General features: G+C 67.2%; 23 protein-coding genes. 8 read left to right on the top strand and 15 right to left on the bottom strand.

Annotated features, from left to right (window positions below; all coding sequences use genetic code 11):
• Positions 1–58: 58 nt before the first annotated feature.
• From AAW51_RS23900 to gspG, 12 genes are all read right to left on the bottom strand, one after another.
• A complete protein-coding gene (locus AAW51_RS23900) occupies positions 59–1,057 on the bottom strand; it encodes an AAA family ATPase (protein ID WP_047196622.1) in 999 nt (332 codons plus the stop codon).
• Between the two features lie 261 nt (positions 1,058–1,318).
• Positions 1,319–2,533: a type II secretion system inner membrane protein GspF gene (gene gspF, locus AAW51_RS23895; RefSeq protein WP_047196621.1), complete on the bottom strand. Its 1,215-nt coding sequence runs from the start codon at positions 2,531–2,533 to the stop codon at positions 1,319–1,321.
• Between the two features lie 34 nt (positions 2,534–2,567).
• Positions 2,568–3,989, bottom strand: coding sequence for a type II secretion system ATPase GspE (gene gspE, locus AAW51_RS23890; RefSeq protein ID WP_047196620.1), 1,422 nt, complete (start codon positions 3,987–3,989; stop codon positions 2,568–2,570).
• Between the two features lie 21 nt (positions 3,990–4,010).
• Positions 4,011–6,335, bottom strand: a complete 2,325-nt coding sequence (gene gspD / locus AAW51_RS23885; RefSeq protein WP_047196619.1) for a type II secretion system secretin GspD — start codon at positions 6,333–6,335, stop codon at positions 4,011–4,013.
• Between the two features lie 2 nt (positions 6,336–6,337).
• On the bottom strand, positions 6,338–7,264 hold the full coding sequence (gene gspN, locus AAW51_RS23880; protein ID WP_083438545.1) for a type II secretion system protein N: 927 nt from the start codon (positions 7,262–7,264) through the stop codon (positions 6,338–6,340).
• A complete protein-coding gene (gene gspM, locus AAW51_RS23875; protein WP_047196618.1) occupies positions 7,261–7,755 on the bottom strand; it encodes a type II secretion system protein GspM in 495 nt (164 codons plus the stop codon). Before gspM ends, gspN begins: the two co-directional genes overlap by 4 nt.
• Complete coding sequence (gene gspL, locus AAW51_RS23870) at positions 7,752–8,921, bottom strand: type II secretion system protein GspL (RefSeq protein ID WP_238947681.1); 1,170 nt, start codon at positions 8,919–8,921, stop codon at positions 7,752–7,754. Before gspL ends, gspM begins: the two co-directional genes overlap by 4 nt.
• Before the next feature lie 177 nt (positions 8,922–9,098).
• Positions 9,099–10,100 carry a type II secretion system minor pseudopilin GspK gene (gene gspK, locus AAW51_RS23865; RefSeq protein ID WP_047196616.1) on the bottom strand — a complete coding sequence of 334 codons (1,002 nt, stop codon included), beginning with the start codon at positions 10,098–10,100 and terminating at the stop codon, positions 9,099–9,101.
• A 5-nt stretch (positions 10,101–10,105) separates the two neighbouring features.
• Positions 10,106–10,792, bottom strand: a complete 687-nt coding sequence (locus AAW51_RS23860) for a PulJ/GspJ family protein (RefSeq protein ID WP_047196615.1) — start codon at positions 10,790–10,792, stop codon at positions 10,106–10,108.
• Positions 10,789–11,193 (bottom strand): type II secretion system minor pseudopilin GspI, encoded by a 405-nt coding sequence (gene gspI / locus AAW51_RS23855; protein ID WP_047196614.1) that lies wholly within the window; start codon positions 11,191–11,193, stop codon positions 10,789–10,791. Before gspI ends, AAW51_RS23860 begins: the two co-directional genes overlap by 4 nt.
• On the bottom strand, positions 11,186–11,650 hold the full coding sequence (locus tag AAW51_RS23850; protein ID WP_238947680.1) for a prepilin-type N-terminal cleavage/methylation domain-containing protein: 465 nt from the start codon (positions 11,648–11,650) through the stop codon (positions 11,186–11,188). Before AAW51_RS23850 ends, gspI begins: the two co-directional genes overlap by 8 nt.
• A gap of 16 nt (positions 11,651–11,666) precedes the next feature.
• Positions 11,667–12,119 carry a type II secretion system major pseudopilin GspG gene (gene gspG / locus AAW51_RS23845; RefSeq protein ID WP_053013873.1) on the bottom strand — a complete coding sequence of 151 codons (453 nt, stop codon included), beginning with the start codon at positions 12,117–12,119 and terminating at the stop codon, positions 11,667–11,669.
• A gap of 99 nt (positions 12,120–12,218) precedes the next feature.
• Here gspG and AAW51_RS23840 point away from each other — a divergent pair, with 99 nt between their 5' ends.
• Positions 12,219–12,743, top strand: a complete 525-nt coding sequence (locus AAW51_RS23840) for a hypothetical protein (RefSeq protein ID WP_047196612.1) — start codon at positions 12,219–12,221, stop codon at positions 12,741–12,743.
• Between the two features lie 190 nt (positions 12,744–12,933).
• On the opposite strand, the gene AAW51_RS23835 is transcribed toward AAW51_RS23840, so the two are convergent.
• Together AAW51_RS23835 and ilvA are read right to left on the bottom strand one after the other, a co-directional pair.
• A complete protein-coding gene (locus AAW51_RS23835) occupies positions 12,934–13,980 on the bottom strand; it encodes a nicotinate-nucleotide--dimethylbenzimidazole phosphoribosyltransferase (RefSeq protein ID WP_047196611.1) in 1,047 nt (348 codons plus the stop codon).
• 293 nt (positions 13,981–14,273) lie between these two features.
• The gene (gene ilvA, locus AAW51_RS23830) at positions 14,274–15,884 is read right to left on the bottom strand and encodes a threonine ammonia-lyase, biosynthetic (RefSeq protein ID WP_083438543.1); all 1,611 of its coding nucleotides are present in this window, start codon (positions 15,882–15,884) and stop codon (positions 14,274–14,276) included.
• A 497-nt stretch (positions 15,885–16,381) separates the two neighbouring features.
• On the opposite strand from ilvA, the gene AAW51_RS23825 reads away from it, so the two are divergent.
• Positions 16,382–16,804 (top strand): OsmC family protein, encoded by a 423-nt coding sequence (locus tag AAW51_RS23825; protein ID WP_047196610.1) that lies wholly within the window; start codon positions 16,382–16,384, stop codon positions 16,802–16,804.
• A 62-nt stretch (positions 16,805–16,866) separates the two neighbouring features.
• On the opposite strand, the gene coq7 is transcribed toward AAW51_RS23825, so the two are convergent.
• Positions 16,867–17,508, bottom strand: coding sequence for a 2-polyprenyl-3-methyl-6-methoxy-1,4-benzoquinone monooxygenase (gene coq7 / locus AAW51_RS23820; protein WP_047198232.1), 642 nt, complete (start codon positions 17,506–17,508; stop codon positions 16,867–16,869).
• A 256-nt stretch (positions 17,509–17,764) separates the two neighbouring features.
• On the opposite strand from coq7, the gene AAW51_RS23815 reads away from it, so the two are divergent.
• From AAW51_RS23815 to AAW51_RS23790, 6 genes are all read left to right on the top strand, one after another.
• A complete protein-coding gene (locus AAW51_RS23815; protein ID WP_083438542.1) occupies positions 17,765–18,826 on the top strand; it encodes a porin in 1,062 nt (353 codons plus the stop codon).
• Positions 18,827–19,159: 333 nt separating this feature from the next.
• Entirely contained in the window at positions 19,160–20,755 is a 1,596-nt protein-coding gene (locus tag AAW51_RS23810) for an ABC transporter substrate-binding protein (RefSeq protein ID WP_047196608.1), read from the top strand.
• A 164-nt stretch (positions 20,756–20,919) separates the two neighbouring features.
• The gene (locus AAW51_RS23805; protein ID WP_047196607.1) at positions 20,920–21,900 is read left to right on the top strand and encodes an ABC transporter permease; all 981 of its coding nucleotides are present in this window, start codon (positions 20,920–20,922) and stop codon (positions 21,898–21,900) included.
• A 1-nt stretch (position 21,901) separates the two neighbouring features.
• The gene (locus AAW51_RS23800) at positions 21,902–23,134 is read left to right on the top strand and encodes a M20 aminoacylase family protein (protein WP_047196606.1); all 1,233 of its coding nucleotides are present in this window, start codon (positions 21,902–21,904) and stop codon (positions 23,132–23,134) included.
• A complete protein-coding gene (locus AAW51_RS23795; RefSeq protein ID WP_047196605.1) occupies positions 23,131–24,705 on the top strand; it encodes an ABC transporter substrate-binding protein in 1,575 nt (524 codons plus the stop codon). Before AAW51_RS23800 ends, AAW51_RS23795 begins: the two co-directional genes overlap by 4 nt.
• 83 nt (positions 24,706–24,788) lie before the next feature.
• Positions 24,789–25,703, top strand: coding sequence for an ABC transporter permease (locus AAW51_RS23790; protein ID WP_047196604.1), 915 nt, complete (start codon positions 24,789–24,791; stop codon positions 25,701–25,703).

Here is a 25,703-nt window from a genome sequence, read left to right as displayed (position 1 = left end):
ACCGGGCGGCACCGTTTTCGCGCAGCCGCTCAACCTGCAAGAAGCCGCGGCTTCAGCTTCAGTGCACAAAGCCGATCGCCTGCTTCTTCGCCCCCGCGTCGGGCAAATCCTTTTCTTCGATGCGCCCGCGGGCGTCGAGCTTGGCGTTGCCGAAGGCGGTCATCCAGGCACGCCGCATCTCGCGAGGGGCCAGGCCGCTCATGCGGTCCAGCACGGCTTCGCCGGGCTCGGGCTCGAAGCGCGACCCCCAATCGTGTTCACCGCGGATCGCCTGGTAGAGCCGCAGCGCGATCTTGCGTGCGGCGTCGCGGTCGGGCGGCGGCACGGTGTAGACGTTCATCCGGTTCAGGATGGGTTCGGGGATCACCCGTTCGTCGTTGGCGGTGGCCACCCAGATCACCTGGCTGGCGTCGATCGGTACCTCGGCGAATTCGTCGGTGAAGGCGCCCGCCGTGTCGTGTTCGAGCAGGCTGTACAGCGCGCCGAGCGGGTCGTAGGTGGCTTCGCCGCCGACCTTGTCGATTTCGTCGACCACCATCACCGGGTTGGCATATTGGCCGTCGACCAGGGTTTCGAACACCTTGCCCGGGCGGGCGCCTTTCCATTGCGACGACGCGCCCGAGAGCACCCAGCCGGCCGTCAGCGAACTCATCGCGACAAACCCCATCCCGGTGCCGAGCAGCTGTGACAGGCGGCGGGCGAAGTGGGTCTTGCCGATGCCAGGCGGGCCGAGCAGCAGCATCGGCGTGATTTCGAGTGCATCGCGGCTGTCTTCACACAGCGCCAGCTGACGTTTCACGTCGTCGAGCACCTCGCCGAAATTGGGCAGTTCGTCGTACAGGCCGTCCATCGCGGGCAGCCCGGACGGCTTGACCTGGAAGCGCTCGGGACCGCGCTCCAGCATGCGCTCATAAGTGGAGCGCAGGTTTTCGTGCTCTTTGTGGGGCAGCTTGTCCAAGCGCCGCTCGACGTCGGTGAGCCGGTAGACGGCACGCATGTGAGCGATCGGAATGTGATGATGACCGCCGCGCACGGGAACCAGATCGTTGGAACTCATCGAAGACCTCCAAAGGACACCACCCTCAGGCTCATTGAAGCAAAGCCTACCGGTGGCGTACCTTGAAACAAACGGGGAAACCCCGCCCTTTCCTAAGCATGAGCCGTGCCCGGGTTTTCCAGCAGAGCGCAAACAGAGGGGAAACCTGGCGAGGTCGCCAGCTCAAGGAGGTTCAGGGGTGGGGATGGGGCGAGCCCAAGGCCGCACCAGGCGGCCGGGGCGGCCGTAGCGGCTGGTTGAGCCGCCCGGCGTAAGCGAATGTCATTTCACCCAGGAATTCAGCTGGATGATGGGCAGCAGCACCGCCAGCACGATCAACATCACGATCAGGCCCATCACGACGATGAGCAGCGGCTCGAGGATGGTGGCCATCTGCATCGCGCGGCGTTGCACTTCCTGGCCCAGCTGGACGGCGGCGCGCGCCAGCATGGCGGGCAGGGTGCCGGTTTGTTCGCCCAGGCGCGAGAACATGCCGATCAGGCCCGGGAAGCGCTTTTTCGCGGCAATCGCCGAGGCCAGCGGCGCGCCTTCGCGCACCTGCACCAGCGCGTCCATCGCGTCTGCCCGCATCGCCCGGTTGTTCAGGGTTTCGGCGGCCGCCTGCAAGGCCTTCAGGATCGGCACCCCGGCGCCGGCCAGCATCGCCAGCGTGCCGGCGAAACGGGCCGCGTTGTAGCCGCGCGCCAGACGTCCGACCAGCGGCAAGGTCAGCCATGCCGCATCGAAGCGTTCGCGAAAGGCGTCGTTGCGCAGCATGTAGGACAGCGTGCCGACGGCGCCGATGATGGCCAACGCCACCATCCAGCCCCAGTTGCGGGTGAAATCGCTGATGGCCAGCATCGCGACCGTCAGGAAGGGCAGGGCCTGTTTGCTGGTGGCGAACACCGAGGCGACCTGGGGCACCACGTAGGTGACCAGAAAGATCACGATGACCACCGCCACCAACGACACGATGGCCGGGTAGAGGGCCGCCGACACCAGGCGCCCGCGCAGCTGCTGGCGTTCTTCGAGGTCGTCGGCCAGCCGCTCGAGCACCATGCCCAGGCTGCCGCTCTGCTCGCCGGCGGCCACCACGGCCCGGTAGATGTCGTCGAACTCGCGCGGTGCACTGGCCAGGGCCTTCGCGAACGGCGCGCCGGCATTGACCTCGCTGCGCAGATGGGCCACCAGTTCGCGCTGCCGGTCGTCTTCGATCTCGTCGCTCAAGGCGGTGAGCGCACGTTCCAGCGGCAGACCGGACGTGACCAGGCCGGCCAGTTGGCGGGTCCAGATGGCGAGGCCGGTGGAACTGAAGGCCTTGCGGCGGAAATTGACCTTGCCGACTCTTTCCGACTCGGAGGCGACCGCACTGACCTCCAGCGGCACCAGCTTCTGCGCGCGCAATTGCGCCCGCGCGGCTTTCGCGTTGTCGGCTTCGATCAGGCCGGTGCTGCTGTTGCCGGCGGCGTCGAGGGCTTCAAAGCGGTAGGCGGGCATGCGGTGCGGGGTTGGGGCGTGGCCGTGGGGTGGGTCAGTCGCGCGTCACGCGCAGCACTTCTTCGAGCGAGGTGATGCCGGCGCGCACCAGGCGTTCGCCGTCTTCGCGCATCGTGCGCATGCCGGCCTGCTCGGCGGCGACGAACAGCTGCGACTCGGCGGCGCGGCTGTGGATCAGCGCGCGCAACTTGTCGTCGGCCACCATCAGCTCGTACACGCCGGTACGGCCCTTGTAGCCGGAGTTGCCGCACTCGGGGCAGCCAACCGGATGCCAGCGGCCCTGCGGGTCCTGCTTCTTGCAGACGATGCACAGCTTGCGCACCAGCCGCTGCGCCAGCACGCCGAGCAGCGACGACGACAGCAGAAACGGCTCGACGCCCATGTCGATCAAGCGCGTGACGGCGCTGGGAGCGTCGTTGGTGTGCAGCGTGGCCAGCACCAAGTGGCCGGTCAGCGAGGCCTGGATCGCGATCTGCGCGGTTTCGAAGTCGCGGATCTCACCGATCATGATGACGTCCGGGTCTTGGCGCAGGATGGCCCGCAGCGCTTTTGCGAACGTCAGCTCGATCTTGGCGTTGACCTGGGTCTGGCCGACGCCGGCCAGCTCGTATTCGACCGGGTCTTCGACGGTCAGGATGTTGGTGGTGGAGGTGTCGATGCGGCCCAGCCCGGCATACAGGGTGGTGGTCTTGCCGGAGCCGGTCGGGCCGGTCACCAGCACGATGCCGTGTGGTTGCTGCACCAGCTTGTTGAAGCGCACCAGCGTGTCGCCGCCCATGCCCAGGCTCTCGAGCGAGAACTTGGCCTCGCCCTTGTCAAGCAGACGCAGCACGGCGCGTTCACCGTGTGCCGACGGCAGCGTCGAGACCCGCACGTCGATCGCCCGGCCGCCGATGCGCAACGAGATGCGGCCGTCCTGCGGCAGGCGTTTCTCGGCGATATCGAGCTCGGCCATGATCTTCAGACGCGAGATCAGCGCGGCGTGCAGCGCCTTGTTCGGCTGCACCACCTCGCGCAGCGTGCCGTCGACCCGGAAGCGCACCGACGAGCTGCGCTCATAGGGTTCGATGTGGATGTCCGACGCGCCGTCCTTGGCCGCCTGCGTCAGCAGCGCATTGAGCATGCGGATGATGGGCGCGTCGTTGGCGGCTTCGAGCAGGTCTTCGACCGCCGGCAGGTCTTGCATCATGCGCGACAGGTCGACCGCGCTCTCGACCTCGCCGACCACGGCCGCCGCGCTCGACTCACCGCCAGCATAGGCCGCGGCAATACGCTGGCCCAGCGTGGCGGCGGCTTCGCGCTCGAAGGCATGCACGTCGAAATGGCGCAGCACTTCGGAGATCGCCTGGGCCGACACGTTCTCGTCGGCCCACAGGATCAGCCGCTCGCCGTCGTCTTCGAGCAGCAGCGTGTTCGCCTTGGCGAAGGCGTAGGGCAGGGGATGACGGGCACCCATGGTCGTGACCTCTGCGTCGGGTTAGCGGTTGGGCGCGGCCGGCGTGCCTTGCTGGGGCGGCGACGGTGGCGTGGTGGCCGGCGGGGCAGCGCCTTGTGGCGCCGGTGCACCGGGCGCGGGCGCTTGCGGCGGCGTCGCCGCATCGGGGCGCTGCGGCATGCGCAGCGCCGGCAGCACCGGCCCGTCGTTGATCGGCATGAACGTACGCTTCTCCGGCTGCGCATCTTTCTGCTGCGCGCGGATGACGTCGTAACGGTCCATCGACAGGCTGTCGAGGGATTGCTGGTCGCGCATCACCACCGGACGCAGGAAGATCATCAGATTGGTCTTTCGGCGTTCGCGGTTGTCGTTCCGGAACAGGCCGCCCACGAGCGGCGCGTCGCCGAGCAGCGGCACCTTCTCCTGGTTGTTCTTCAGCTTGTCTTCCATCAGGCCGCCCAGCGCGACGATCTGCCCGTTGTCGACCACCACGTTCGATTCGATCGAGCGCTTGTTGGTGATGAGGCCGGACGAGACTTCGTTGACGACGTCGGAGACCTCTTGGTAGATCTGCATGCGGACGGTGCCGTTCTCGCCGATCTGGGGCTTGACTCGCAGCGTGATACCGACGTCCTTGCGCTCGATGGTCTGGAAGGGGTTGACCGAGCTGGTGCCGCCTGCGCCGGTGAACTGCCCGGTGACGAAGGGGACGTTCTGGCCCACCGTGATCTTGGCTTCCTCGTTGTCGAGCGTCACCAGGTTGGGCGTCGACAGGACGTTGCCGTCGGCATTGGTTTCGAGGAAGCGCGCCAGCGCCGCCAGGCTGTACACGTTGCCGAACTTCTTGATCAGGCCGACGTTCAGACCGGCGGCTGGCTTGATCGTCCCACCTCCCTCGGTCGAGCCGCGGCCGGCGGCGGCGATCGACAGGTCGACGATGTTGCCGCCGCCGGAGCCGAAGTTGGTGCCGCCGATCAAGCCGTACTTGTCGCCCTCTTTGCCGAGCAGTCCTTGCCACTGGAAGCCGACTTCGGCGATCTTGGTGGCGCTGACTTCGACGATCATGGTCTCGACATGCACCTGGGCGCGGCGCGAATCGAGCTGGTCGATCACCGCGCGCAGCTGGCGGTACAGCGGCTCGCTGGCCGTGATGATCAGCGAGTTGCTGGCCGGGTCGGCCTGGATGAAGCCGCCGGTGGACGGTTGGGCCGTCGCGGCGATCGGGGCGGCCGCCTGCGCCGACACGCCGCTGTTGTTGTTGCCGCCACCGAAGTTGGCCATGTTGTTCTGCGCTGCGTTCTGAGCGCCGCCGCCGGCGCCGCCCGCAAAGCCGCCTTGCCCACCCTGGCCGCCGAAGCCGCCGCCCTGGTTGGCCGATTGCGACTGCGCCTGCGCGGCAAAGGCGGCCCGCAGCACCTGGGCCAGACGCACCGCGTCGGCGTTCTTCAGGTACACGACGTGGATGCCGCTGCCTTCGGCGCCGGTCGCGCCCGGCCGGTCGAGCCGCTCGACCAGCGAGCGGATCATGCTGAGGCGGGCCGGGTTCTGGGCCCGCACCAGCAGCGAGTTGGTGCGCGAGTCCGGGATGATCGAACCGCTGCCACCGCCACCGCCGCCTTGCTGTTGCGGGGCGCCGGGAGGCATGCCGGGGACGCCGCCGGCCTGGTCGGTCAGGCGCAGCAGCATTGGCGCGATATCGGAGGCCACCGCGTAACGCAGCGGGATCACCTCGACGTCGGTCGAACTGGGCAGGTCGAGCGCCGCGATGATCTTGGCCAGCCGGCGCAGGTTGTCGGCATAGTCGGTGATCACCAGCGAGTTGTTGCCGGCGTTGACGTTGATCGTGTTGTTGGGGCTGATCAGCGGCCGCAGCACCGTCACGAGGTTGTTGGCGTTCTCGTGGCTGAGCCGGAAGATCTGGGTCAGGATCTGGTCACCGCGCTGGCCGGTGACGCCCCCCGCGGTGACGGCGCCGGTCTGCAGCTTGGCGTCGGCTTCCGGCACGATCTTGTACAGGCCTTCGACCTGCACCAGCGCGAAGCCCAGGCCGCGCAGCGACGCGAGGAAGCTGAGGTAGGCGTCGGCCCGCGTCATCGGCTGTTCGCTGTAGAGCGTCATGGTGCCCTTGACGCGCGGATCGACGACGAACTGCCGTTTCAGGATCACGCCCATCGCCCGCGCCACGCCTTCGATGTCGGCGTTGACGAAGTTCAGCGTCACCAGGTTGGAGGCGGAGGCGTCGGTGGCGGCGCGCTCCGTGGAGGCCGGTTGCGCGAACGCCACCGGCGTGTTCAAGACCAGCACCGCGGCCGAGACCGCTGTACACAGCGCCTTCGATGCGATCCGACCCTGCAACTTCACCTTCATGCTTATCCGATCGAGATGACCGAGCGCTCGCCGTCGCGCCGCCCGATGATGTTCAACAGGTTGTTCAGTGCGGCCTCGTTGCCTTCGCTTGCGCGGGCTTCACCGCGAAAACGAACGCCAGACGAGCCCCAGATGCCGTCGCCGCTGAGTTGCAGCGCACCTTCCGTGGTGCTCAACTGCGTTTGTACCTGGCCTTCGGGGTTGCTGAACAGCGTCAGCCGGTAGCTGCCGAGCTGGTCGAGTGTGGTGACCGGCGACGACGCATTCAACACTTCGAACTCGGCGCGGCCCTGCATCTGCCAGCGCCCGGCCGCTTGCTCCAGCACCAGCCCCGGCGAGCTGAGCCGGACCGCCCCGCCCAGGCGCAGCGTGTTCCAGGGCGTACCCAGACCGCTCAACAAGCCGCTCGGCCACTGGCCGATCCAGCCGCTGTGCGGCAGCAATTTGACCTCGGTGCGCCCCACCAGGCCCGGTCGGATCTGCAGCGACACGGTGCCGTTGAGGCAGCAGTCCTGGCGCAGGTCGAGCTGCAGCGCGCGGCCCACCAGGCCCAGATTCCACGACAACCGGCCCGGCAGCGTGGCGGCGTCGCGGCTGTCCGCGCCGCCGGTCAACACCAGCACCGCGCTGCCGCGCCACACGGTGCCGTCGGCCTGTGCCAACAGCACTCGCTGCCCGGTGGCACTGGCGACCTGGTTCGCCAGCCAGGTGGCGGGCGCGAAGGCCACCACGCCGACCACGACGCCGAGTGCCGCGCCGAACCAGGCCCAGCGGCGCGCGGCGCTGGCCGCAGCACTGCGCACCGGGCGGTCGCTCGCGAAGCGCGAATTGGCGAAGCGCGAGTTGGCGAAGCGGGAATTCGCAAAGCGGGAATTGCCAAAGCGCGATGCATTCGCCTTGGATTTGAAGCGGGGCGTGCGCAGTTTCATGAACCACCGCCCGGTAGGCTGACCACGACACTGCCGCTGTATCCCTCCGGCCCTTGCGTCAGCTGTGCTTCGACCGGCCGCGCACGGGCCGTGTTGCGGGCCTCGCCCAGCCATGCCCAGAGAGCTTCGCCGGGCAGCCCCTGCAGCGTCAGCGTGGCGCGGTCGCCCTGCAGGCTGAGCTTGCCCTTGCCCTCGAGCCGGTCGGTCGCGGCTTGCAGCGCCTTGTTCGCGACGCCGGGCTGCACCCTCGGGGTGTCTTTCAAGGTCTTGGCCTCGGAGCCCAGCGCGCGCATCACCCGCAGTTGCTCGTCCAGCGCAGCCAGGCGCGCCGGCGCTTCGCGCAAGGTGCGCAGCGCCGGCTGCAGGAACACCCACCACAGCAGGGCCACGCCGATGATGCTGGCCGCCGCCAGCACCAGGCGCCGTTCCCGCATTTCGAGGCCCGCCCAGCGCGCCCGCAGCTGCTTGCGCAGTTCTTTGATGTCCTTCATGTCCCCCCTCCGGGCAGCGCGGCGCGGCGCAGCGTCAAGCGGCTGCCGTCGCGGTCCACGGCCCAGCCGGCCGGTTGCAGGCTGGCTTGGAATGTCGCGATGTCTTCGTCCGACAAGCCCGGCGACGACAACGTCAGCCGCCCTTGTTCGTAACGCAGGCCTTCGAGCGGACGGCCCGCCGGCCAGGCGCTGGCGGCCGCCTGCAGCATCGGCTCCAGGTCGGTGTCGCCGGGTTTGCCGGCCTGCATGCGCATCAGCTCGGCTTCGCGCTGCATCTGCGCGGGGGCATCGAGCACCGCCCGCACGTTCGGAAAAGCTTGCTGCAGCACGGTCACCTGTTCGCGCTGGCGCTGCGCGATTTCACTGCGGCGGTGCAAGGCCCACGCGTTGAGGCCCACCACGTGCAGCACCAGCAGTGCGATCAGGCCCCAGCGCATCGGCCGCCAAGCGGGCGCGCTGAGCTGGCGCAGCGTGTCGCGGAAGGCGCGCACGCCGCGGTGGCGCAGCGCCAGGTCGAATTGGCGGAAGTTCCAGGCCGACTCGGTCGCCTGCAATGCGGCGTTGTCACGCGGCAGCACCGTCACCGACTGCCCCAACCAACGTTCGGCGGCCTCGACCGCCGCGGGCTCGGCGGTCCACAGCGTGGCATCGGGCTCGGAGCGGGCCAGCCAGGCGCGTGGCAACGTACCGCCCGGATGCAGCACCAGCACGCCGTCAGGGCGCGACCAGATGAGCCGCAGCGCGCGGCTCTGCTCGGCGTCGGGGTCGTGCTCGAAATGGCCGCGCGGCACCTCGCTCGGTTCGCTTTGAGGCACCAGCCGATCGACGAACACACCGCCGCTTTCCAGCACATCGAGTTGCGCGCGCAGCCAGGCGCGCTGTGTCACAGCCACCCAGGCTTCCTGACCCGGTTGCGGCTGCGGCGGGAGCGCGTAATGGCTTTCCTCGGTGTCGTCGAGCAGGGCCTCTTCGAGCATGCCTGCCAGCGCGGCACGCATTTTGCCGGCTGGGGCTTTCGGGAGGGTCAGCTGGTGCCAGCCGATGTCGGTCGCGGGGATCACCCCGACCACCGAGTCGGCTTTGGGCAGCAGGGAGACTGCGCAACGGCCCTGGCGGTGCACCTGCACGCCGTCCTTGCTGACGAGATAGTCAAACTCGGTGGGCACGCGCAATGCTGCGTCCGCCGCCGGGGCGGCGCGCGGGCCCAGATGCGGGCGGGGCGCTAGAAGTAGGACTAGGACGCTCATGCAGGGTGCGTATAAGGATGGGCGATTGTATGAAGCGAAGTGGGATAGCGGTCTGACACCCGCGGTTTCAGTGTCGCTCAGATCCGCGAGGTTGCGTCAAGGCGTAACTTGACTTGCCAGGGTGAAGCTGGCGCGCTCGCGTTGCAGGACGGTGATGTTTCGGCGTTCGCGGTGCACCAGGGAGCGTTCTTCGAGCACACGCTGCTCAATGCGCATGCGGCCGCGGACCTCGAAGTAGTTGGAGCTGTAGCCGATTTGAAGGGCGTCGGGCTGCTGGAAGTTGGTGCGGCCGATGGCCGCGCCGATGTCGGCGGTGCTTTTGATCTGTGTCCGCTGTCGCACCTGCACCAAGCGATCGGCGCTTCCCGGGTCCACGCCTTCCAACACGGCCACCAGCACTTCCCGTGGCGCGGTGTTCACGTTGACGGCCGTCGGCTTGGGCAGCAGCGTGACGTAGGGGGCGAGCCGGGCGCTGCTTTGGGCGTCGAGGCCCAGCCAACGCAGATACTCGACCGAGGGCGGCAGCAACGGGGCTTCCTCGCTCACCACTTGCACAGCCACCGGGGCGCCCGAGCCCTCTCCTGTGGGCGGTGCGCTGGGCAGGGCGGCCCGCATGGCGGCGGCGAGCCGCGGCGGGACGCTCGAGTCGATGTTGAGTTGCTCGCACAGGCGCGTCAGCGCCTCCAGGTTCTTCTTGGCGGTCACCGGGTCCGCGGCGGCCAGATTGCGCAGGTTGTAGCGCGCCTGGGCATCGCTGATCTTGCCGGCGAGGAAAGCCTCTGGCGCGTCGTCGGTGTTGGCTTCGTCGGCGGCCAGGAAGGTCGACAGGCGGGCTTCTTCGAGTGGCGTCGCCCAGGGTTCGGAGAGATGGTCGACCTGGCCGGTCTTGCTGTCTTCGGCGAGGATCAGGCTGGCCCAGTCGAGCGCGCCGCTGAGGATCCAGGACGACTGCGACCGGCCGCGCTCGGCCAGCTCGATCTGGACCGAGCGCCACTGCCGCCAGTACATGGCGCTGGCCAGGGTGGCGACCAGCGTCACGATGATCATCGCCGTGAGCAACGCGACGCCGCGCTGACGACGGTGCGACACAGTAGACATCACATTCACTCCGTACCGGTGCGCAGCACGATGTCGCGCGTGTAGGTGCCGTTCAGGCCCGAGCCCGGCGCTGGCGCCAGCACCACCCGCACGCCTTGTGGCAGCGCCATGCGCTGGCTGCCGCCTTTGTCCTTGGGGGCAGGCGCGCCGCCCTCGGAAGGCGGTGGCCCGCCGGGGTTGCCGGCGGGGGGCGGCTCGCCGGGGTCGAGGTCGCCGGTGGACTGGGGATTCGTCCAGGCGTTGTCGCGCCAGAAATACACCTGCCATTGCGACAGGCCCGGGAGCGCATGGACGGTGCCGGCTTCATCGCCCAGCAACTGCTGCGAGCGCATCCAGAGGTCTTGCAGCTCGCCATTGCGCAACACCGGCTGCGAGGCCCAGCGGTCCCATTGGCCGTCGCGCAGCGTCCACACCACCATCTGCACGCCGTTTTCGGTGCGGCGGGTCAGGCGCAGCGCCGCGCCGTCGTACGTCAGCGCCGGCACCTGTTCGGTGTCGTGCAGGCTGGCGAGGTCGGCCTCCCACTGGGCCAGTACGGTGTTGAGGCGCAACACGGTGTCCAGGCGCGCCTCGCTGATGTTCTTGCTGCGCATGATGCCGTCGAGCCCTCGCCACGCCATGCCGGCCACGACGGCCAGGATGGTGATGGTCACCAGCACCTCGATCAGTGTGAAACCTTGTGAGCGCTTCACAGCCGTCTCCGCGGCAGGATGGTCGACAGCACCAGCAGGGGCTCGCCCGTTTCGCTGGCGATGCGGGCGTCGACACGACGGAAATTGGGGTTGGGGGTGGGGCGCACCACCAGCTGGCCGGCGTATTGCCGCCCACCTTGTTCGCAGACGAAGCTGGCGTCGCCCACCGACGGGAACTGCTGGGCCAGCACCAGCCCGCTGAGCTGGTTCTCGGCACACCATTGCGCGGCCATCACGTCCGACAGCCGCTCGGCATTGCGGGTCAGCGCGCCGCCGGCCTTGGCGCCGGCGCCGAGGGCGACGGCGACGATGGCCAGGGCCACCAGCACCTCGATCAGCGTGAAACCCCGTGTGGGGCGTTGCGCACGACCTCGGTGCAAACGGGTTGCAGCGCTATTCACGGGGTACCTCGCTGCTGACGATGGCGAACGGTTGCAGGCCGTCGGTGGCGAGCGTGATGCGGCGGTCGCCGAGCGACAGCGTCAGCCGCTGCGGCCCGATGATGGGGTCGGGGCCGAGCTGCAGCGTCGGCGCGCCGACGATGTCGGCGCGCACGTCGGCATTCAGCCAGCGGGTCGGCAGGTGCAAGGTGTCGGGCAGCCCGATGAAGCGGAAGTCCTGCGTGCCGCCTTCGCCCTCCAGACGCACCGGCTGCCAGCGCACCGTCAGCCCCAGCGCCCGCCCTTCGGCGCGCGCCGATTCCAGCAGCGCCGAGAGCCGCTCGGCTTCGCGCTCCAGTTGGGTGGCCGACGGGTCGCGGATGGCCAGCGTCACGGTGCCGACGACGATGGCCAGCAGCGCCAGCACGACCAGCAGTTCGAGCAGCGTGAAGCCGCTGCTGCCGCGCAAGCGCGCCACACGCAGCTGCGGCCGCTTATTGCCAGGAGCCGAGGTCGGCGTTGTTGCCTTCACCCCCGGTTTGCCCGTCGGCGCCATAGCTGAACACATCGACCTCTCCCTTCACGCCCGGATTGACATATTGATATGGGCGACCCCAGGGGTCGTTGGGCAGCTTGTCCAGATAGGGCTTCCAGTTCGGCGGAATGGCGCCCGCGGTGGGCTTGGCCACCAGCGCCTGCAGGCCTTGCTCGGCCGCGGGGTATCGCATGTTGTCGAGCTTGTACAGCTTGAGCGCCTGCATCAGGTTGTTGATGTCGGTGCGGGCCGCCGTGACACGGGCGTCGTCGGCCCGGTTGAGCACGTTGGGCACGACCAGCGCGGCGAGGATGCCGATGATCACCAGCACCACCATCAGCTCGATCAGCGTGAAACCGCGTGACCGCGGCGAGGAGGGGGACGACGTGCGTCGCATAGGCAGACGATTCATGATCGTTCGTTTGTGTCCGAAAGTGAGGCCTGACCTCTCGGCGGCGCTTCTGCGCAACGCGAGGGGCATGAAACAACGGGCTTGAATCATAATCGCCTCATGGTCTCTAGACTGATCGCATTTGTAGTATGGGCGCTGGTGGCATGCAGCGCGGTGTTCTGGACTCTGCGTCTGGCGGCACAGCCCCTGGCCGTGCCGGCGCATGCGTCGCCGGTGGTCGCCCAGGTCGGCAGTCCCGCGGCCGTCGTGCGCATGCTCGGCGGCCCCAAACGCGAGGAGCAGGCCGCTGCGCCGCCACCGGAGAGTTCACGCTTCCGGCTCATCGGCGTGATGGCGCCGGCCGGCGGGGGCAGTGGCCCGGGTGTCGCGTTGCTGTCGATCGACGGCAAGCCGCCCAAGGCCTTCGCCCTCGGCAGCACGGTCGAAGGCGACCTGACGCTCCAGGGCCTGGCCCAGCGCAGCGCGACCATCGGCCGCGGGGCTGCTGGCGGCAGCTCGTTCACCCTCGAATTGCCGCCGCCGCCTATTGCGCAGACCGGCGCGCTGCCGCAGATTCCGCCGGCAGAAGGCGCGGCACCGGCCTTCACGCCGCAAATGCCGCCGCCGGAAGCCATCCAACAGTAAAGTCGGTCAGGGCGTGTAAGGAAACCGCGCCGCGCTGCCACCTTGGGTGGGCAGGGGGGGCGGCTGGAGTGGGCGCGCAGCATTGTCGAGCGAGCGCATGGGCCGCCGGCGGGCGCGTCTGCCACCGGCCCTCGAGCCATGTGGCGCGCCGGAAATGCTGCCGGCGCCGCCGGCAGGCGGCCACCGCGGCTCAGAGTGCGGCGGGCTGCGAGACCCGAACCTCTTCTTCCTCTTCGGTCACCTCGGACAACATCGCGGCGGCGCTGTGCACCAGCGGCCAGGCGAGTGCGGCCCCGGTGCCGTCCAGCGTTTCCAGCCCCAATTCGAGCAGCGGCCCCGCACGCAGATGTTGCAGGGCGAAGCTCAGACCCTGGCGGCTGTGGCTGCGGGCGTACACACAGTAGTCGGTGACCGGTGCGGCGATGCGCGAGGCCAGCATCAGGGCCGCGCAAGCGGGCAGCCCGTCGACCAGGATCAGGCTGCGCTTGCCGGCGGCCACCAGCATCGCGCCGGCCATCATCGCGATCTCGAAGCCGCCGACCGCGGCGACGATCTCGACCGGATCGGTGATGTTCTTGTGGCGGCCTTGCGCTCCCTCGAGCAAGACCATCAGGCGGGCCAGCAGGTCGGGGTTCATTTGCGGGCCGGTCAGCACCAGGTCGCGCACCGGCAGCTGGGCCAGGCGCGCGATCACCAGCGCCGCGCTTTCCTCGCTGCCCACGCCGAGCCCGGCACAGGCCAGCACGTTGCCCGGCAAGTGGTCAGCGATCTCCATGCCGGCGCGGATGGCGGCCTGGGCCTGGTCGACCGACATCGCCGGGCCGACCCGGGTGTTGCGAGTGCCGTGTGCGATCTTGCGCGCCAGCACCGACGGATGGCGGGGCGTGGCATCGGCCAGGCCGCTGTCGACCACGGTCAGGTGCAGGCCGTGCGCCCGGGCCAGCACGCCGAGCGGCACGCGGTTGGCTACCACCGCGTCGACCTGCGCCGAGGTGGTCGGCCCGTCGAGGGTGGTGATGCCGTCCACGGCCAGGCCGTGGTCGGCTGCGAACACGAGCAATTGGGGGTCGTGCAAACGCGGTTTGAGCGTGTTGCGGATCAGCCCCAGGCGCACGGCCAGGGGCTCGAGTTCGCCGAGGCTGCCGGCGGCAGCCTGGCGCTGCTCGATCTTTTTCTTCAATGCCTGTTCGAGCGGCGCGTGGAATGTCGGCGCGATCAACGAGCGGTTCTGTGACATGGGGCCTGCCCTTGTGGATCATGAGTAGCCGTGCGCCGCCCTCCCTCAGACCGCGCAATCCGGCCCGCGATTGTTTCAGTGGGCGGGCCGCCCCGCAAGGGCCGCGGCGGTAGACGGCCCCCCGGAACGCAGGGGCGGCGATCACACGGCTGTCACGGTCGGGATCGACCGCGGCAAGTGCCCGGAGGCGAGGCACCGGCGACCCGTCCGGGGCATTGAGGGGCTTGGCGGCCTCGGCCCGAGGTTGTAGATGCGGACGCCTTCCCGCGCAAGCCCGAGCCGGCGGACCGGCTTCAGCGCAGGAACAGGCGGTAGACGGGATTGTCGGTTTCCTCGACGTAGGGGTAGGCCAGTGTGTCGAGGAACTGCTGAAACGCCTTCTTGTCGCCCTTGGGCACCTGGATGCCGACCAGGATGCGGCCGTAGTCGGCGCCCTGGTTGCGGTAGTGGAACAGGCTGATGTTCCAGTCCGGATGCATGCTGGACAAGAACTTCATCAAGGCGCCCGGACGCTCGGGGAAGATGAAGCGGTAGAGCCGCTCGTCCTTGGCCAATTCGCTGCGGCCGCCGACCATGTGCCGCACATGCTGCTTGGCCAGTTCGTCGTGCGTCAGGTCCAGCGTCGGGAAGCCCTGTTTCTTGAACATCGCGGCCAGCTTGGCCGATTCGCCCCGGTTCGCCGTCGTGAGGCCAACGAACACGTGCGCCTGCTGGCTGTCCGAGATGCGGTAGTTGAATTCGGTGACGCTGCGCTGCTCGACCAATTCGCAAAAGCGCCGGAAGCTGCCGCGCTCCTCGGGGATGGTGACGGCGAACACGGCCTCGCGTTCCTCGCCCACCTCGGCCCGCTCGGCGACGAAGCGCAGCCGGTCGAAGTTCATGTTGGCGCCGCAGGTGATCGCGACGAAGGTCTTGCCCTTGCAGCGATGGCGCTCGACGTATTGCTTGATGGCGGCGATCGACATCGCCCCAGCTGGCTCGACGATGCTGCGGGTGTCCTGGAACACGTCCTTGATCGCGGCGCAGACCGCGTCGGTGTCGACCACCACGTAGTCGTCGACCAGCTCGCGGGCGATCCGGAAGGTTTCCTCGCCGACCAGCTTGACCGCGGTGCCGTCGGAGAACAGACCGACGTCGGGCAGTTGCACCCGCTTGTTGTGGCGTACCGAACGCACCATCGCGTCGGAGTCATTCATCTGCACGCCGATGATCTTGATCTCCGGGCGCACCGCCTTGACGTAGTTGGCCACGCCCGAGATCAGCCCGCCGCCGCCGATGGCGACGAAGATGGCGTCGATCGGCCCCTGATGCTGCCGCAAGATCTCCATCGCGATGGTCCCCTGACCGGCGATCACCTCAGGATCGTCGAAGGGGTGGACGAAGGTCAGGCCGTGTTTTTTCTGCAGCTCGACCGCATGCAGATACGCGTCGGAATAGCTGTCGCCGTGCAGCACCACCTCGCCACCCAGTGCCCTTACGCCGTCGATCTTCACTTGCGGTGTCGTGACGGGCATCGTGATGACGGCGCGGCAGCCCAGCCGGCTCGCGCTCAGCGCGACGCCGGCGGCATGGTTGCCGGCCGAGGCGCAGATGACACCGCGCTTGAGTTGCGCGGGTGTCAGGTGGGCCATCTTGTTGTAGGCGCCGCGCAGCTTGAAGCTGAACACGGGCTGGTTGTCCTCGCGCTTCAGCCACACCTCGTTGCCCAGCCGGGCCGTCAGGTTCCGCGCCAGCCCCAGTTCGGACTCGATCGCAACGTCATACACCTTGGCGTTGAGAATCTTCTGCAGGTAGTCGGCAGGCTTGAGCGCGCGCGGGGCTTTGGGTTTCTTGTCGCGCTGATTGTCGCGTTGTGCGCTGGTGGGCTTCGGCGTCGAGGACGGACGGGATGCGGCGCGGGCCATCTGATCTGCTTTCTCCTAACGGGGGCGGGGCATCATACGCCAGCGACCCGCAGCACCGCGGCGGGCCCTGCCAGGCGCGCCGGGTGTCGTGCCGACGGCAGTGGCTGTCCCGTGCCCGCGTCGCTGGGCAGCACGAGGACGAGCAGCAGCAGCGTGGCGTAGGGAAGTGGCGCGACGGCGTGGTGGGGCGACTGGGCCTCACCAGCGCGAAGGCCGGAAAAGAAAAAGGCCCGGGGCCGTGAGGCCTCGGGCCGAATCCACCAATAGAGGAGGGTGGAGGAGACAACTGGTACAGAATCTTGGCTGAAGTGCCGCAACGCAATGCTGCGTGAGCAGTGGGCGGCGACCTCAAGATGAACATAAGTTTAATGCGGTCCGATGGTGCAGCGCAATAAAAAAATCACGCTTTTGCCCTGCAGTTCACGACAGGGAGCGGTGTCACAATCGCGTCGCATTGCACAAATGCCAGCTTTTTCTCACCTCTGAACGACTCCGCGATGGAATGCACAGTGAACTGGCTGCCGGCTTCCGGCATGGCCTTCTCCGCCGAAACCGGCAGCGGTCATCTGTTGACGATGGACGGCGCACCCGACGGCGGCGGCCGCGACCTGGCGCCGCGGCCGATGGAAACCGTGCTGGCCGGCACCGGCGGTTGCACCGCGTATGACGTGGTGCTGATCCTGAAGCGCGGACGCCATGACGTGCGCGGCTGCCAGGTCCAAGTGAAGGCAGACCGTGCCGAGGTGGACCCCAAGGTGTTCACCAAGATCCACATGCATTTCGTCGTCACGGGCAAGGGCGTGCCCGAAGCGGCGGTGGCGCGGGCGGTTCAGATGTCGCACGACAAGTACTGCTCGGCCAGCATCATGCTGGCGAAGACGGCCGAGATCAGCACCAGCTTCGAAGTCGTCGAGGGCTGACATCCAAGCTGCCCTGGCAGGGGCGCAAGCAGACGGCGGGCCTGCGCCTGTCGTCTTCAGATTCAGATGTAGTGGGCTGTCGTGGTCATCACCTTGGCTGCCGCGCGCATCGTCATGCGCACCGGCCAGGGCAGCCGCATGGCGCCCGCCTCTTCTGCCTGCGTCGCATGGCGCGCCTCGTCCTGCTTCATGTGCTCGACGATCGCGCGCGATGCCTGGTCTTGCGCCGGCAGGCGTTCGAGGTGACTCTCGAGGTGCTGCTCCACCTGGCGCTCGGTTTCGACCACGAAGCCCAGGCTGACCCGGTCGCCCAGACGGCCGGCCAGCAGACCGATGCCCAACGCACCGCCGTACCACAGCGGATTGAGCAGGCTGGGGCGATCGCCGAGTTCTTGCAAGCGTTGTTGGGTCCACGCCAAGTGGTCCGTCTCCTCGCGCGCCGCCGCTTCGAAGTGGGCCTTGAGGCCGGCGTCACGCGTCACCAGCGCCTGCCCGGTGTACAGCGCTTGCGCGCACACCTCTCCCACGTGATTGACCCGCATCAACGCGGCGGACAACCTGCGTTCGGACTCCTGCAGTGGCGTGTCGTCGACGCTGCCCGCGGCGGGCAGCGGTCGCGGTCGGGCCGCATGGTGCACGCCGAACACGGCGCGCAGCGCATTGTCGGCAGTGGCAAGGATCGCATCGAGGGCAGTTGAACTCATGGGCGATTCAGGGGCGATGACGAAGAACATTGAGGATAACCCGTACGCCGGCCGCCCCCGCGCTGCGCCTTGTCGGGTAAGCCCTGAGGCCGCGTTGCGCGAGGGCAACATCCTTCTGCTTTTGGCGTTCAAAGGCTGGTCTGACCTCGGTTGCTCTGGTGGAATAACGCCAGCTTCCGATAAGGAGGTCGGCCTGAAGTGCACCGCCCAAGATGTGCGCTCAGGACCTCTTGTTCAAACCTAGGAGATAGTTGCAATGAAAAAATCTCTTCTCGCTCTCGCCGTGCTGGGCGCTTTTGCTGGCGCTGCGTCGGCCCAGTCGGCCGTGACGATTTACGGCAAGATCGATTTGGCGGTGACGAAGCGCAATAGCGGAGATTCATATCTGGCGAACGGCAACTGGGCCAACGACGAGGTCCAGCTTCAAGAGCAAGCCGGTTCGCGTCTCGGCTTCCGTGGCACGGAAGACTTGGGTGGTGGTTTGAAGGCCAACTTCCAAATCGAACACCGCTTCTCCCCGGATACCGGCGCCGCCAACGCCAACTTCTGGCAGGGCATGTCCTGGGTGGGCGTTTCGGGTGCTTTCGGTGACGTGCGCCTGGGCCGCGATTATTCGCCGATTTTCTGGACCGGCATTGCGTCCGATCCCTGGGGCTATGACACCACCGCGTCCGTCGGTACCGCACACACCTTCGCCGGTCTGTCTGGAAACGTCCCGGCCCGCTACCCCAACAGCATCAGCTATCGCACGCCCAGCCTCGGCGGCTTGACGATCCACGCTGCGATCGGTCTGCCCGAAGCGGACGACACCGAGTACACCACCGGCTTCAACGTGCAGTACAAGGGCGGTCCGCTGTACGCCGGCTTCGGCTTCCATCGCGCGCCGGCGACCGACCTGCTCGCCCCCGGTGCTCTCCTGGGTGTGATGCTCCCCGCCGGTCTGGTGGCCTTCAGCGCCGACGACGCTGTCACCCTGTGGAACCTGACCGCCTCGTACGACCTGAGCGTGGTCAAGCTGATCGGCAGCTTTGCCCAGAGCAATGCTGATCCGGTCGCGGGCGACGAAATCAAGATGCGCAACTTCACCTTCGCCATCACCGCGCCGATCGGCGTGGGCGAACTGCGCGGTCAAATCAGCCGCCTCGAGGGCACCTCCGGTATCATCGACGACACCAAGGTGACCAAGTACGGTGTCGGCTATCACTACCCGCTGAGCAAGCGCACGAAGGTGTATGCGGACGTCGGCTCCTCCCGCGTTACCGAACCCGACCTGAAGCGTCGGACCGCTTGGGACATCGGTCTCCAGCACAACTTCTGATCTCGCAGCTCGCTCGACGAGCTGTCGGACTCGGACAAAAGAGCCGCCTTCGGGCGGCTCTTTTCATTCGGGCCCGAGACGTTCTCGGGTCGCAGAGCCGGCAAGTCACCGCGGCGGGAATCGCAGCATCCGCTGTTGCCAACCCAACAATTCGGCATTCCGCTTGCTCGGAGCCGGCCCAATACCGGCGTTGACCTGCACGCTGAGCCGGGTCCCCTTACGTCTCGATCCAACTCCTCTCCTGTTGAAAGCAACAGCGTCGGGCTTACCCCTTTGACGACTGGCAAGCCTTTTGCTGATGATTCGGCTTTTCTAATTCAGGAAGTCCCCTTCATGGTGCATCGCAAGACCTTTGCGGCGGCCGTCGCCTCCGTGTGCACGGCCACCGCCCTGTACGCTGTCGGCGTTTCGAGCGCTCACGCTAAGACCTTTAAATGGGCCAGCGCGACCGACGTCCCCACATGGGACGTTCACTCCCAGAACAATGCCTTCGGCAACGGCGTGCACGCCTATGTCTACGAAAGCCTGTTCTATTACGACTCCAAGTTCCAGGTGCAGCCGGTGCTGGCGACCGGTTCGCAGCAGATCAATCCGACCCAGTTGCGCATCACGCTGCGCAAGGGCGTGAAATTCCACGATGGGGCCGACTTCACCGCCGACGACGTGGTGTTCTCGCTCAACCGTGCGATGGAGAAGACGTCCAACTACGGCGTCTACACGCAGGGTATCGACCGTGTCGTGAAAGTCGACGACCACACCGTCGACATCTACACCAAGGGCCCCAATCCGGTGCTACTGCGCCAGCTGACCGAGCTGCGCATGATGGACAAGCAGTGGGCCGAGAAGCACAAGTCCACCACGCCGATGGACATCAAGTCGCGCGAGGAAAACCACGCGCACCGCCACGCCAACGGCACAGGGCCGTTCATCCTGAAGAGCTGGGAGCAGGACGTGCGCGCGGTGCTGACGCGCAACCCCAACTGGTGGGGCAAGATGGACAGCAACGTCACCGAGATCCTCTACACGCCGATCAAGGCAGAGGCGACCCGGGTGGCGGCGCTCCTGTCGGGCGAGGTGGACTTGCTGCTCGATCCCTCGCCGGCCGACCTGCCGCGGCTGCGCAACAGCCCCGACCTGAAGGTGATCGACGGTGTCGAATACCGCACCATCTTCCTGGGTTTGGATCAGTTCCGCGACGAGCTGCCGAACTCCAACGTCAAGGGCAAGAATCCGCTCAAGGACGTCAAGGTGCGCAAGGCGCTCTACCAGGCGATCGATATCAACGCGATCCAGAAGAACACGATGCGCGGGCTCAGCCAGCCGACCGGCACGCTGGTGGCGCCGATGGTGAACGGCTGGACCAAAAAGGTGCATGCCCGCCACCCCTATGACGTTGCGGGTGCCAAGAAGCTGCTGGCCGACGCCGGTTATCCCAGCGGCTTCGAGGTCGACTTCGCCTGCCCCAACAATCGCTACGTCAACGACGAGGAAATCTGCCAGGCCATCACCGCGATGTGGGCCCGCATCGGCGTGAAGGCGAAGCTGCGCACGCTGCCCACCTCGACCTATTTCCCGATGATCCAGCGTTATGAAGCCAGCATCTACATGCTCGGCTGGGGGGTGCCGACCTTCGACGCGCTGTATTCGCTGCAGTCGCTGCTGCGCAGCGTCGGTGCCCAGGGCGACGGCAACTACAACGTCGGCCGCTACAGCAACCCGCGCATGGACGCGCTGGTCGAGCGCATCAAGAAAGAGGCCGACTTGACGACACGCAACCAGCTGATCGAGCAGGCCCTGCAGCTGTCGCACGACGACGTCGCCTATTTGCCGCTGCACGATCCGGTGATCCCGTGGGCGATGAAGAAGAACATCCAGCTGGTGCATCGGGCGGACAATCGCATCGACATCCGCTACGTCAAGGTCAATTGACTGAGACTTTTTCTGCCTGATGTGCCGTCCGGCGCCGCCGCGCAGACACTGCGGGGCGGCCCTGGGCGGTGACGCGTCGGGCCGCCCGTTACCCGGGCGTCCCGGCGCAGGTTCTGTGCGGCGGCGCAGGTCACCCCTCGCCGTCGGAAACTAGGACGAAGTCGATGTTGGTATTCATCGTCCGCCGCCTGCTGCAGGCGGCCCTCGTGATGTTGGCGGTCGCCTTCATCGCGTTCACGCTGTTCCAGTACGTGGGTGACCCGGTCACCAATCTGCTTGGGCAGGACGCCACGCCGGAGGACCGCGTCCAACTGCGTGCCGACCTCGGTCTGGACCAACCGTTCCCGGTGCAGTTCGCCCGTTTCGTGGGCAATGCCGTGCAAGGTGAGTTCGGCATCAGCCTGCGGCAGGGCCGCTCCGTCGCGGCCCTGATCGCCGAGCGGCTGCCGGCCACGCTGGAGCTGTCGCTCACGGCCGCGGTCCTCGCGTTGCTGGTCGGCATCCCGATGGGGGTCTATACCGCGTTGCGGCGCGGCAGCTTTCTGGCCCAGTTGCTGCTGACCTTGTCGCTGCTGGGCGTGTCGTTGCCGACCTTTTTGATCGGCATCCTGCTGATCCTGGTGTTTTCGGTGACGCTCGGCTGGCTGCCCAGTTTCGGCCGCGGCGAAACCGTCGCCCTCGGCTCCTGGTCGACCGGTTTCCTGACCGTCGACGGCTGGAAGCATTTGCTGCTGCCCTCGATCACGCTGGCGATTTTCCAGCTGACGCTGATCATGCGCATCGTGCGGGCGGAAATGCTCGAGGTGCTGCGAACCGACTACATCAAGTTCGCCCGCGCCCGGGGCTTGTCGAACCGCGCGATTCATTTCGGCCATGCGCTGAAGAACACGCTGGTGCCGGTGATCACCATCACCGGCCTGCAGATCGGCTCGCTGATCGCCTTCGCGATCATCACCGAGAGCGTGTTCCAGTGGCCCGGCATGGGATTGTTGTTCATCCAGGCGGTCAGCTTCGCCGACATCCCCGTGATGGCGGCTTACCTGTGCCTGATCGCCCTGTTGTTCGTGTTGATCAACCTGACGGTCGACCTGCTGTATTTCGCCGTCGACCCCCGGTTGCGTCTGGACCGCCCGGGGGGGCACTGAGATGGCGTCGGCACTGTCACATCTGGCCTCCGGGGCCGTGTTCGGGCACATCGCACGCTTCCATCCGGAACTCACCGCGTTCCGGCGCGATTTGCACGCCCACCCCGAGATCGGTTTTGAAGAGGTCCGCACGGCGGCCCGGGTGGTGGAGGCGCTCAAGCTGACCCGGGTGGACGAGGTGCATGCCGGCATTGCCCGCACCGGCGTGGTGGCCGTGATCCGCGGCCGCTCGACGGCGTCGGGGCGCAGCATCGCCTTGCGCGCCGATATGGACGCGCTGCAGATGCGCGAGGAAAACGAGTTCGCCTGGCGCTCCGGCAAGGTCGGGCTGATGCACAGCTGCGGGCACGACGGCCACACGACGATGCTGGTGGGGGCCGCACGCTACCTGGCCGAGACGCGGCGTTTCGACGGCACTGCCTATCTGATCTTCCAGCCTGGCGAGGAGGGGTTTGCCGGCGCCAAAGCCATGATCGACGAAGGCTTGTTCGACCGCTTCCCGGCGCAGGCGGTCTACGCGATGCACAACTGGCCGCATCTGCCGGTGGGCCAGGTGGGCGTGTGCCCCGGGCCAATGATGGCCGCGGCGGACCGCATCGAGATCACGGTGACCGGCAAGGGCGGGCACGGCGCCCACCCGCACTTGGCGGTGGACCCGGTGCTGGTGTCGGCGCACATCATCACGGCGGTGCAGAGCCTGGTGGCTCGCAATGTCAGCGCCTTCGACAACGCCGTGGTCAGCATTTGTGCCGTGCAAGGTGGCGACATCGGCTCGATGAGCGTGATCCCGCGGCAGGCCAGGCTGGTCGGCACCGTGCGCACCTTCCGTCCGCAGGTGCAGGAGATGATCGAGGAACGGCTGGCACGGCTGGTCGAATCGGTCGCACTCGGGTTCGGCGCCAACGCCTCGCTCGACTACCAGCGCGTCTACCCCGCCACCGTCAACAGCGAGGCGGAGGCCGAGTTCGCGGCCCGGGTGGCGGCGTCGCTGCTGGGCCCCGAGCAGGTGAAGCGGGACCTGCAGCCCAGCATGGGCGCCGAGGACTTCTCGTTCATGCTGCAGGTCAAGCCGGGCGCGTATTTGCGCATCGGTCAAGGGCGCGACGCCAGTGACCCCGGTTGCTTCCTGCACAGCGGCCGCTATGACTTCAACGATGACATCCTGCCGCTGGGCTCGGCCCTGTTCGCCTCGCTGGTCGAACAGGCCATGCCCGTCAACCCAGGAGGAACATGATGAAAACGCTGAGATCGACCTTGCTGGCCCTGGCCTTCGCCCTCGCGTGCGGCACCGCCGCGGCCGCGACCTTGCGGGTGGCGAACCAGGGGGAGGCCCTCTCGATGGACCCCCACTCGCTCAACGAGTCGCTGCAGCTGAGCTTCACCGGCAACATCTACGAGCCGCTGGTAGGCCGCGACAAGCAGTTGCAGTTGACGCCCCTGCTGGCAACGCGCTGGACGCAGACGTCGCCCAACGTGTGGCGCTTCGAGTTGCGTCGCAACGTGAAATTCCACGACGGCAGCCCCTTCACCGCGGACGACGTCGTGTTCTCACTGCAGCGAGCGTCGGCCGAAGGGTCTGACCTGAGGACTTTTACAGCCCCTATCCGCGCAGTGCGCAAGGTCGACCCGCACACGGTCGAGCTGGAGACCGACCAGCCGTTCTCCATCCTGCCGTCGGTCTTGTCCAACGTCTACATCATGAGCCAGCGCTGGTGTGAGCAGCACCGTGCCGAACGCCCCGTCGACCGCCGCAAGGGCGTCGAGAATGCGGCCAGCTTCCGTGCCAACGGCACGGGGCCCTTCCGGCTGAAGGAGCGGCAACCCGGGACGCGTACGGTGTTGGCACGCAACGGCGCCTACTGGGGGAAGGTCGACTCGAACGTCGACGAGGTCGTGTTCACGCCCATCGCCAACGACGGCACCCGTGTGGCGGCGCTGCTGTCCGGCGAGATCGACGTGATGGAGCCGGTGCCCTTGCAAGACATCGACCGCATCAAGGCCAACCCGCAGCTGAAGGTGCTGCAGGGCCCGGAGATGCGCACGGTGTTCCTGGTGATGGACCAGATGCGCGACGAGTTGCTGTCGTCCAACGTGAAGGGCAAGAACCCGTTCAAGGACAAGCGAGTCCGCCAGGCGGTGTACCAGGCGATCGACATCGACACCATCAAGACGCAGGTGATGCGCAATGCGGCCACGCCGACCGGCCTGCTGGTGGCGCCCGCCGTGCACGGCTTCGCCCCTGACCTCAACAAACGTCTGCCCTACGACCCCGACGCCTCGCGCCGCTTGCTGAGCGAGGCGGGCTACCCGAGCGGCTTCGAGGTCGGCATGAACTGCCCCAACGACCGCTTCCTGAACGATGGCGAGATCTGCCAGGCCGTGGCGGCCAACCTGGCGCGGGTGGGCATCAAGGCGCAGTTGCAGACCGAGAGCAAGGCCACCTATTTCCCGAAAGTGTTGAAGCGCAACGGCAGCCTGTTCATGTTCGGCTGGACGCCGGCCACCTATGACGCGCACAACCCCTTGAGCAGCCTGATGGCGACACCCAACGACAAGGGGCAAGGCCAGTTCAACCTGGGCGGCTACAGCAACCCCAAGCTCGACGCCCTGGTGCAGAAGGTGCAGTCCGAGACCGACGACGCGCGCCGCAACCAGCTGATCCGCGAGGCGTTCAAGCTGCACCAGGACGACATCGGCCACGTCCCGCTGCACCAGCAGTCGCTCGCCTGGGCCGCGAAGAAGAACATCGAGCTGGTGCAGCTGCCCGACAACTTCATGTTCTACAAGTGGGTCGTCGTCAAGTGACGATCCGGCCGACCCTGTTCGGCGCCGCCGCACTCCGCCGGGGTGCGGCGGTTTTCCATCCCCCGATGTCTCAGTAGTTTCCGATGACCACCACGGCTTTGAAACGATTCTTCGACGGCGACGTCTGGTTCAGCTTCCGCACCTCACCGGTGGCGGTGCTGGCCGCGGCGATCGCCTCCGTCTGCATCTTCTGTGCGGTGTTTGCAGAAGCGGTCGCGCCGCACAACCCGTTCGACCTGTCGACCCTCGAACTGAGTGACGCCCGGCTGCCGCCCGCGTGGATCGAGGGCGGCAAGAGCACCTACCTGCTGGGCACCGACGACCAGGGGCGCGACATTCTGTCGGCCTTGATGTATGGCGCGCGCATCTCCTTGCTGGTCGGGTTCGCCTCGGTGGTGCTGTCGCTGCTGATCGGCGTGACGCTCGGGCTGGTGTCGGGCTTCGTCGGTGGCAAGCTCGACGCCTTTTTGATGCGGGTGTGCGACGTGATGCTGTCGTTCCCGACCATCCTGGTCGCCTTGCTGATCGACGGGGTCGGCCGCGCGATGTTCCCCGACGCCCACGAGTCGCTCGCCTTCGCGGTGCTGATCGTCTCGATCGCGCTGACCAAATGGGTCGATTACGCGCGCACGGTGCGCGGCTCCACGCTGGTGGAGCGCAACAAGGACTATGTGCACGCGGCCCGTGTCATCGGGGTCACCCCGCTGCGCATCATGCGTCGCCACGTGCTGCCCAACGTGCTGGGCCCGGTGCTGGTGCTGTCGACCATCCAGGTAGCGCAGGCGATCATCATCGAGGCCACGCTGTCGTTCCTGGGGGTCGGCGTGCCGCCCACCTCGCCGTCGCTCGGCACCTTGATCCGCATCGGCAACGACTTCCTGTTCAGCGGCGAGTGGTGGATCACGATCTTTCCCGGCGTGATGCTGGTGCTGATTGCGCTGAGCGTGAACCTGCTCGGCGACTGGCTGCGTGATGCACTCAACCCGCGGCTGCGCTGA

Origin of the sequence: Caldimonas brevitalea (assembly GCF_001017435.1) — a bacterium.
GTDB lineage: Bacteria > Pseudomonadota > Gammaproteobacteria > Burkholderiales > Burkholderiaceae_C > Caldimonas > Caldimonas brevitalea.
Note: the sequence above shows the minus strand (reverse complement) of the source record. Positions and strands in the feature narration are given on the sequence as shown.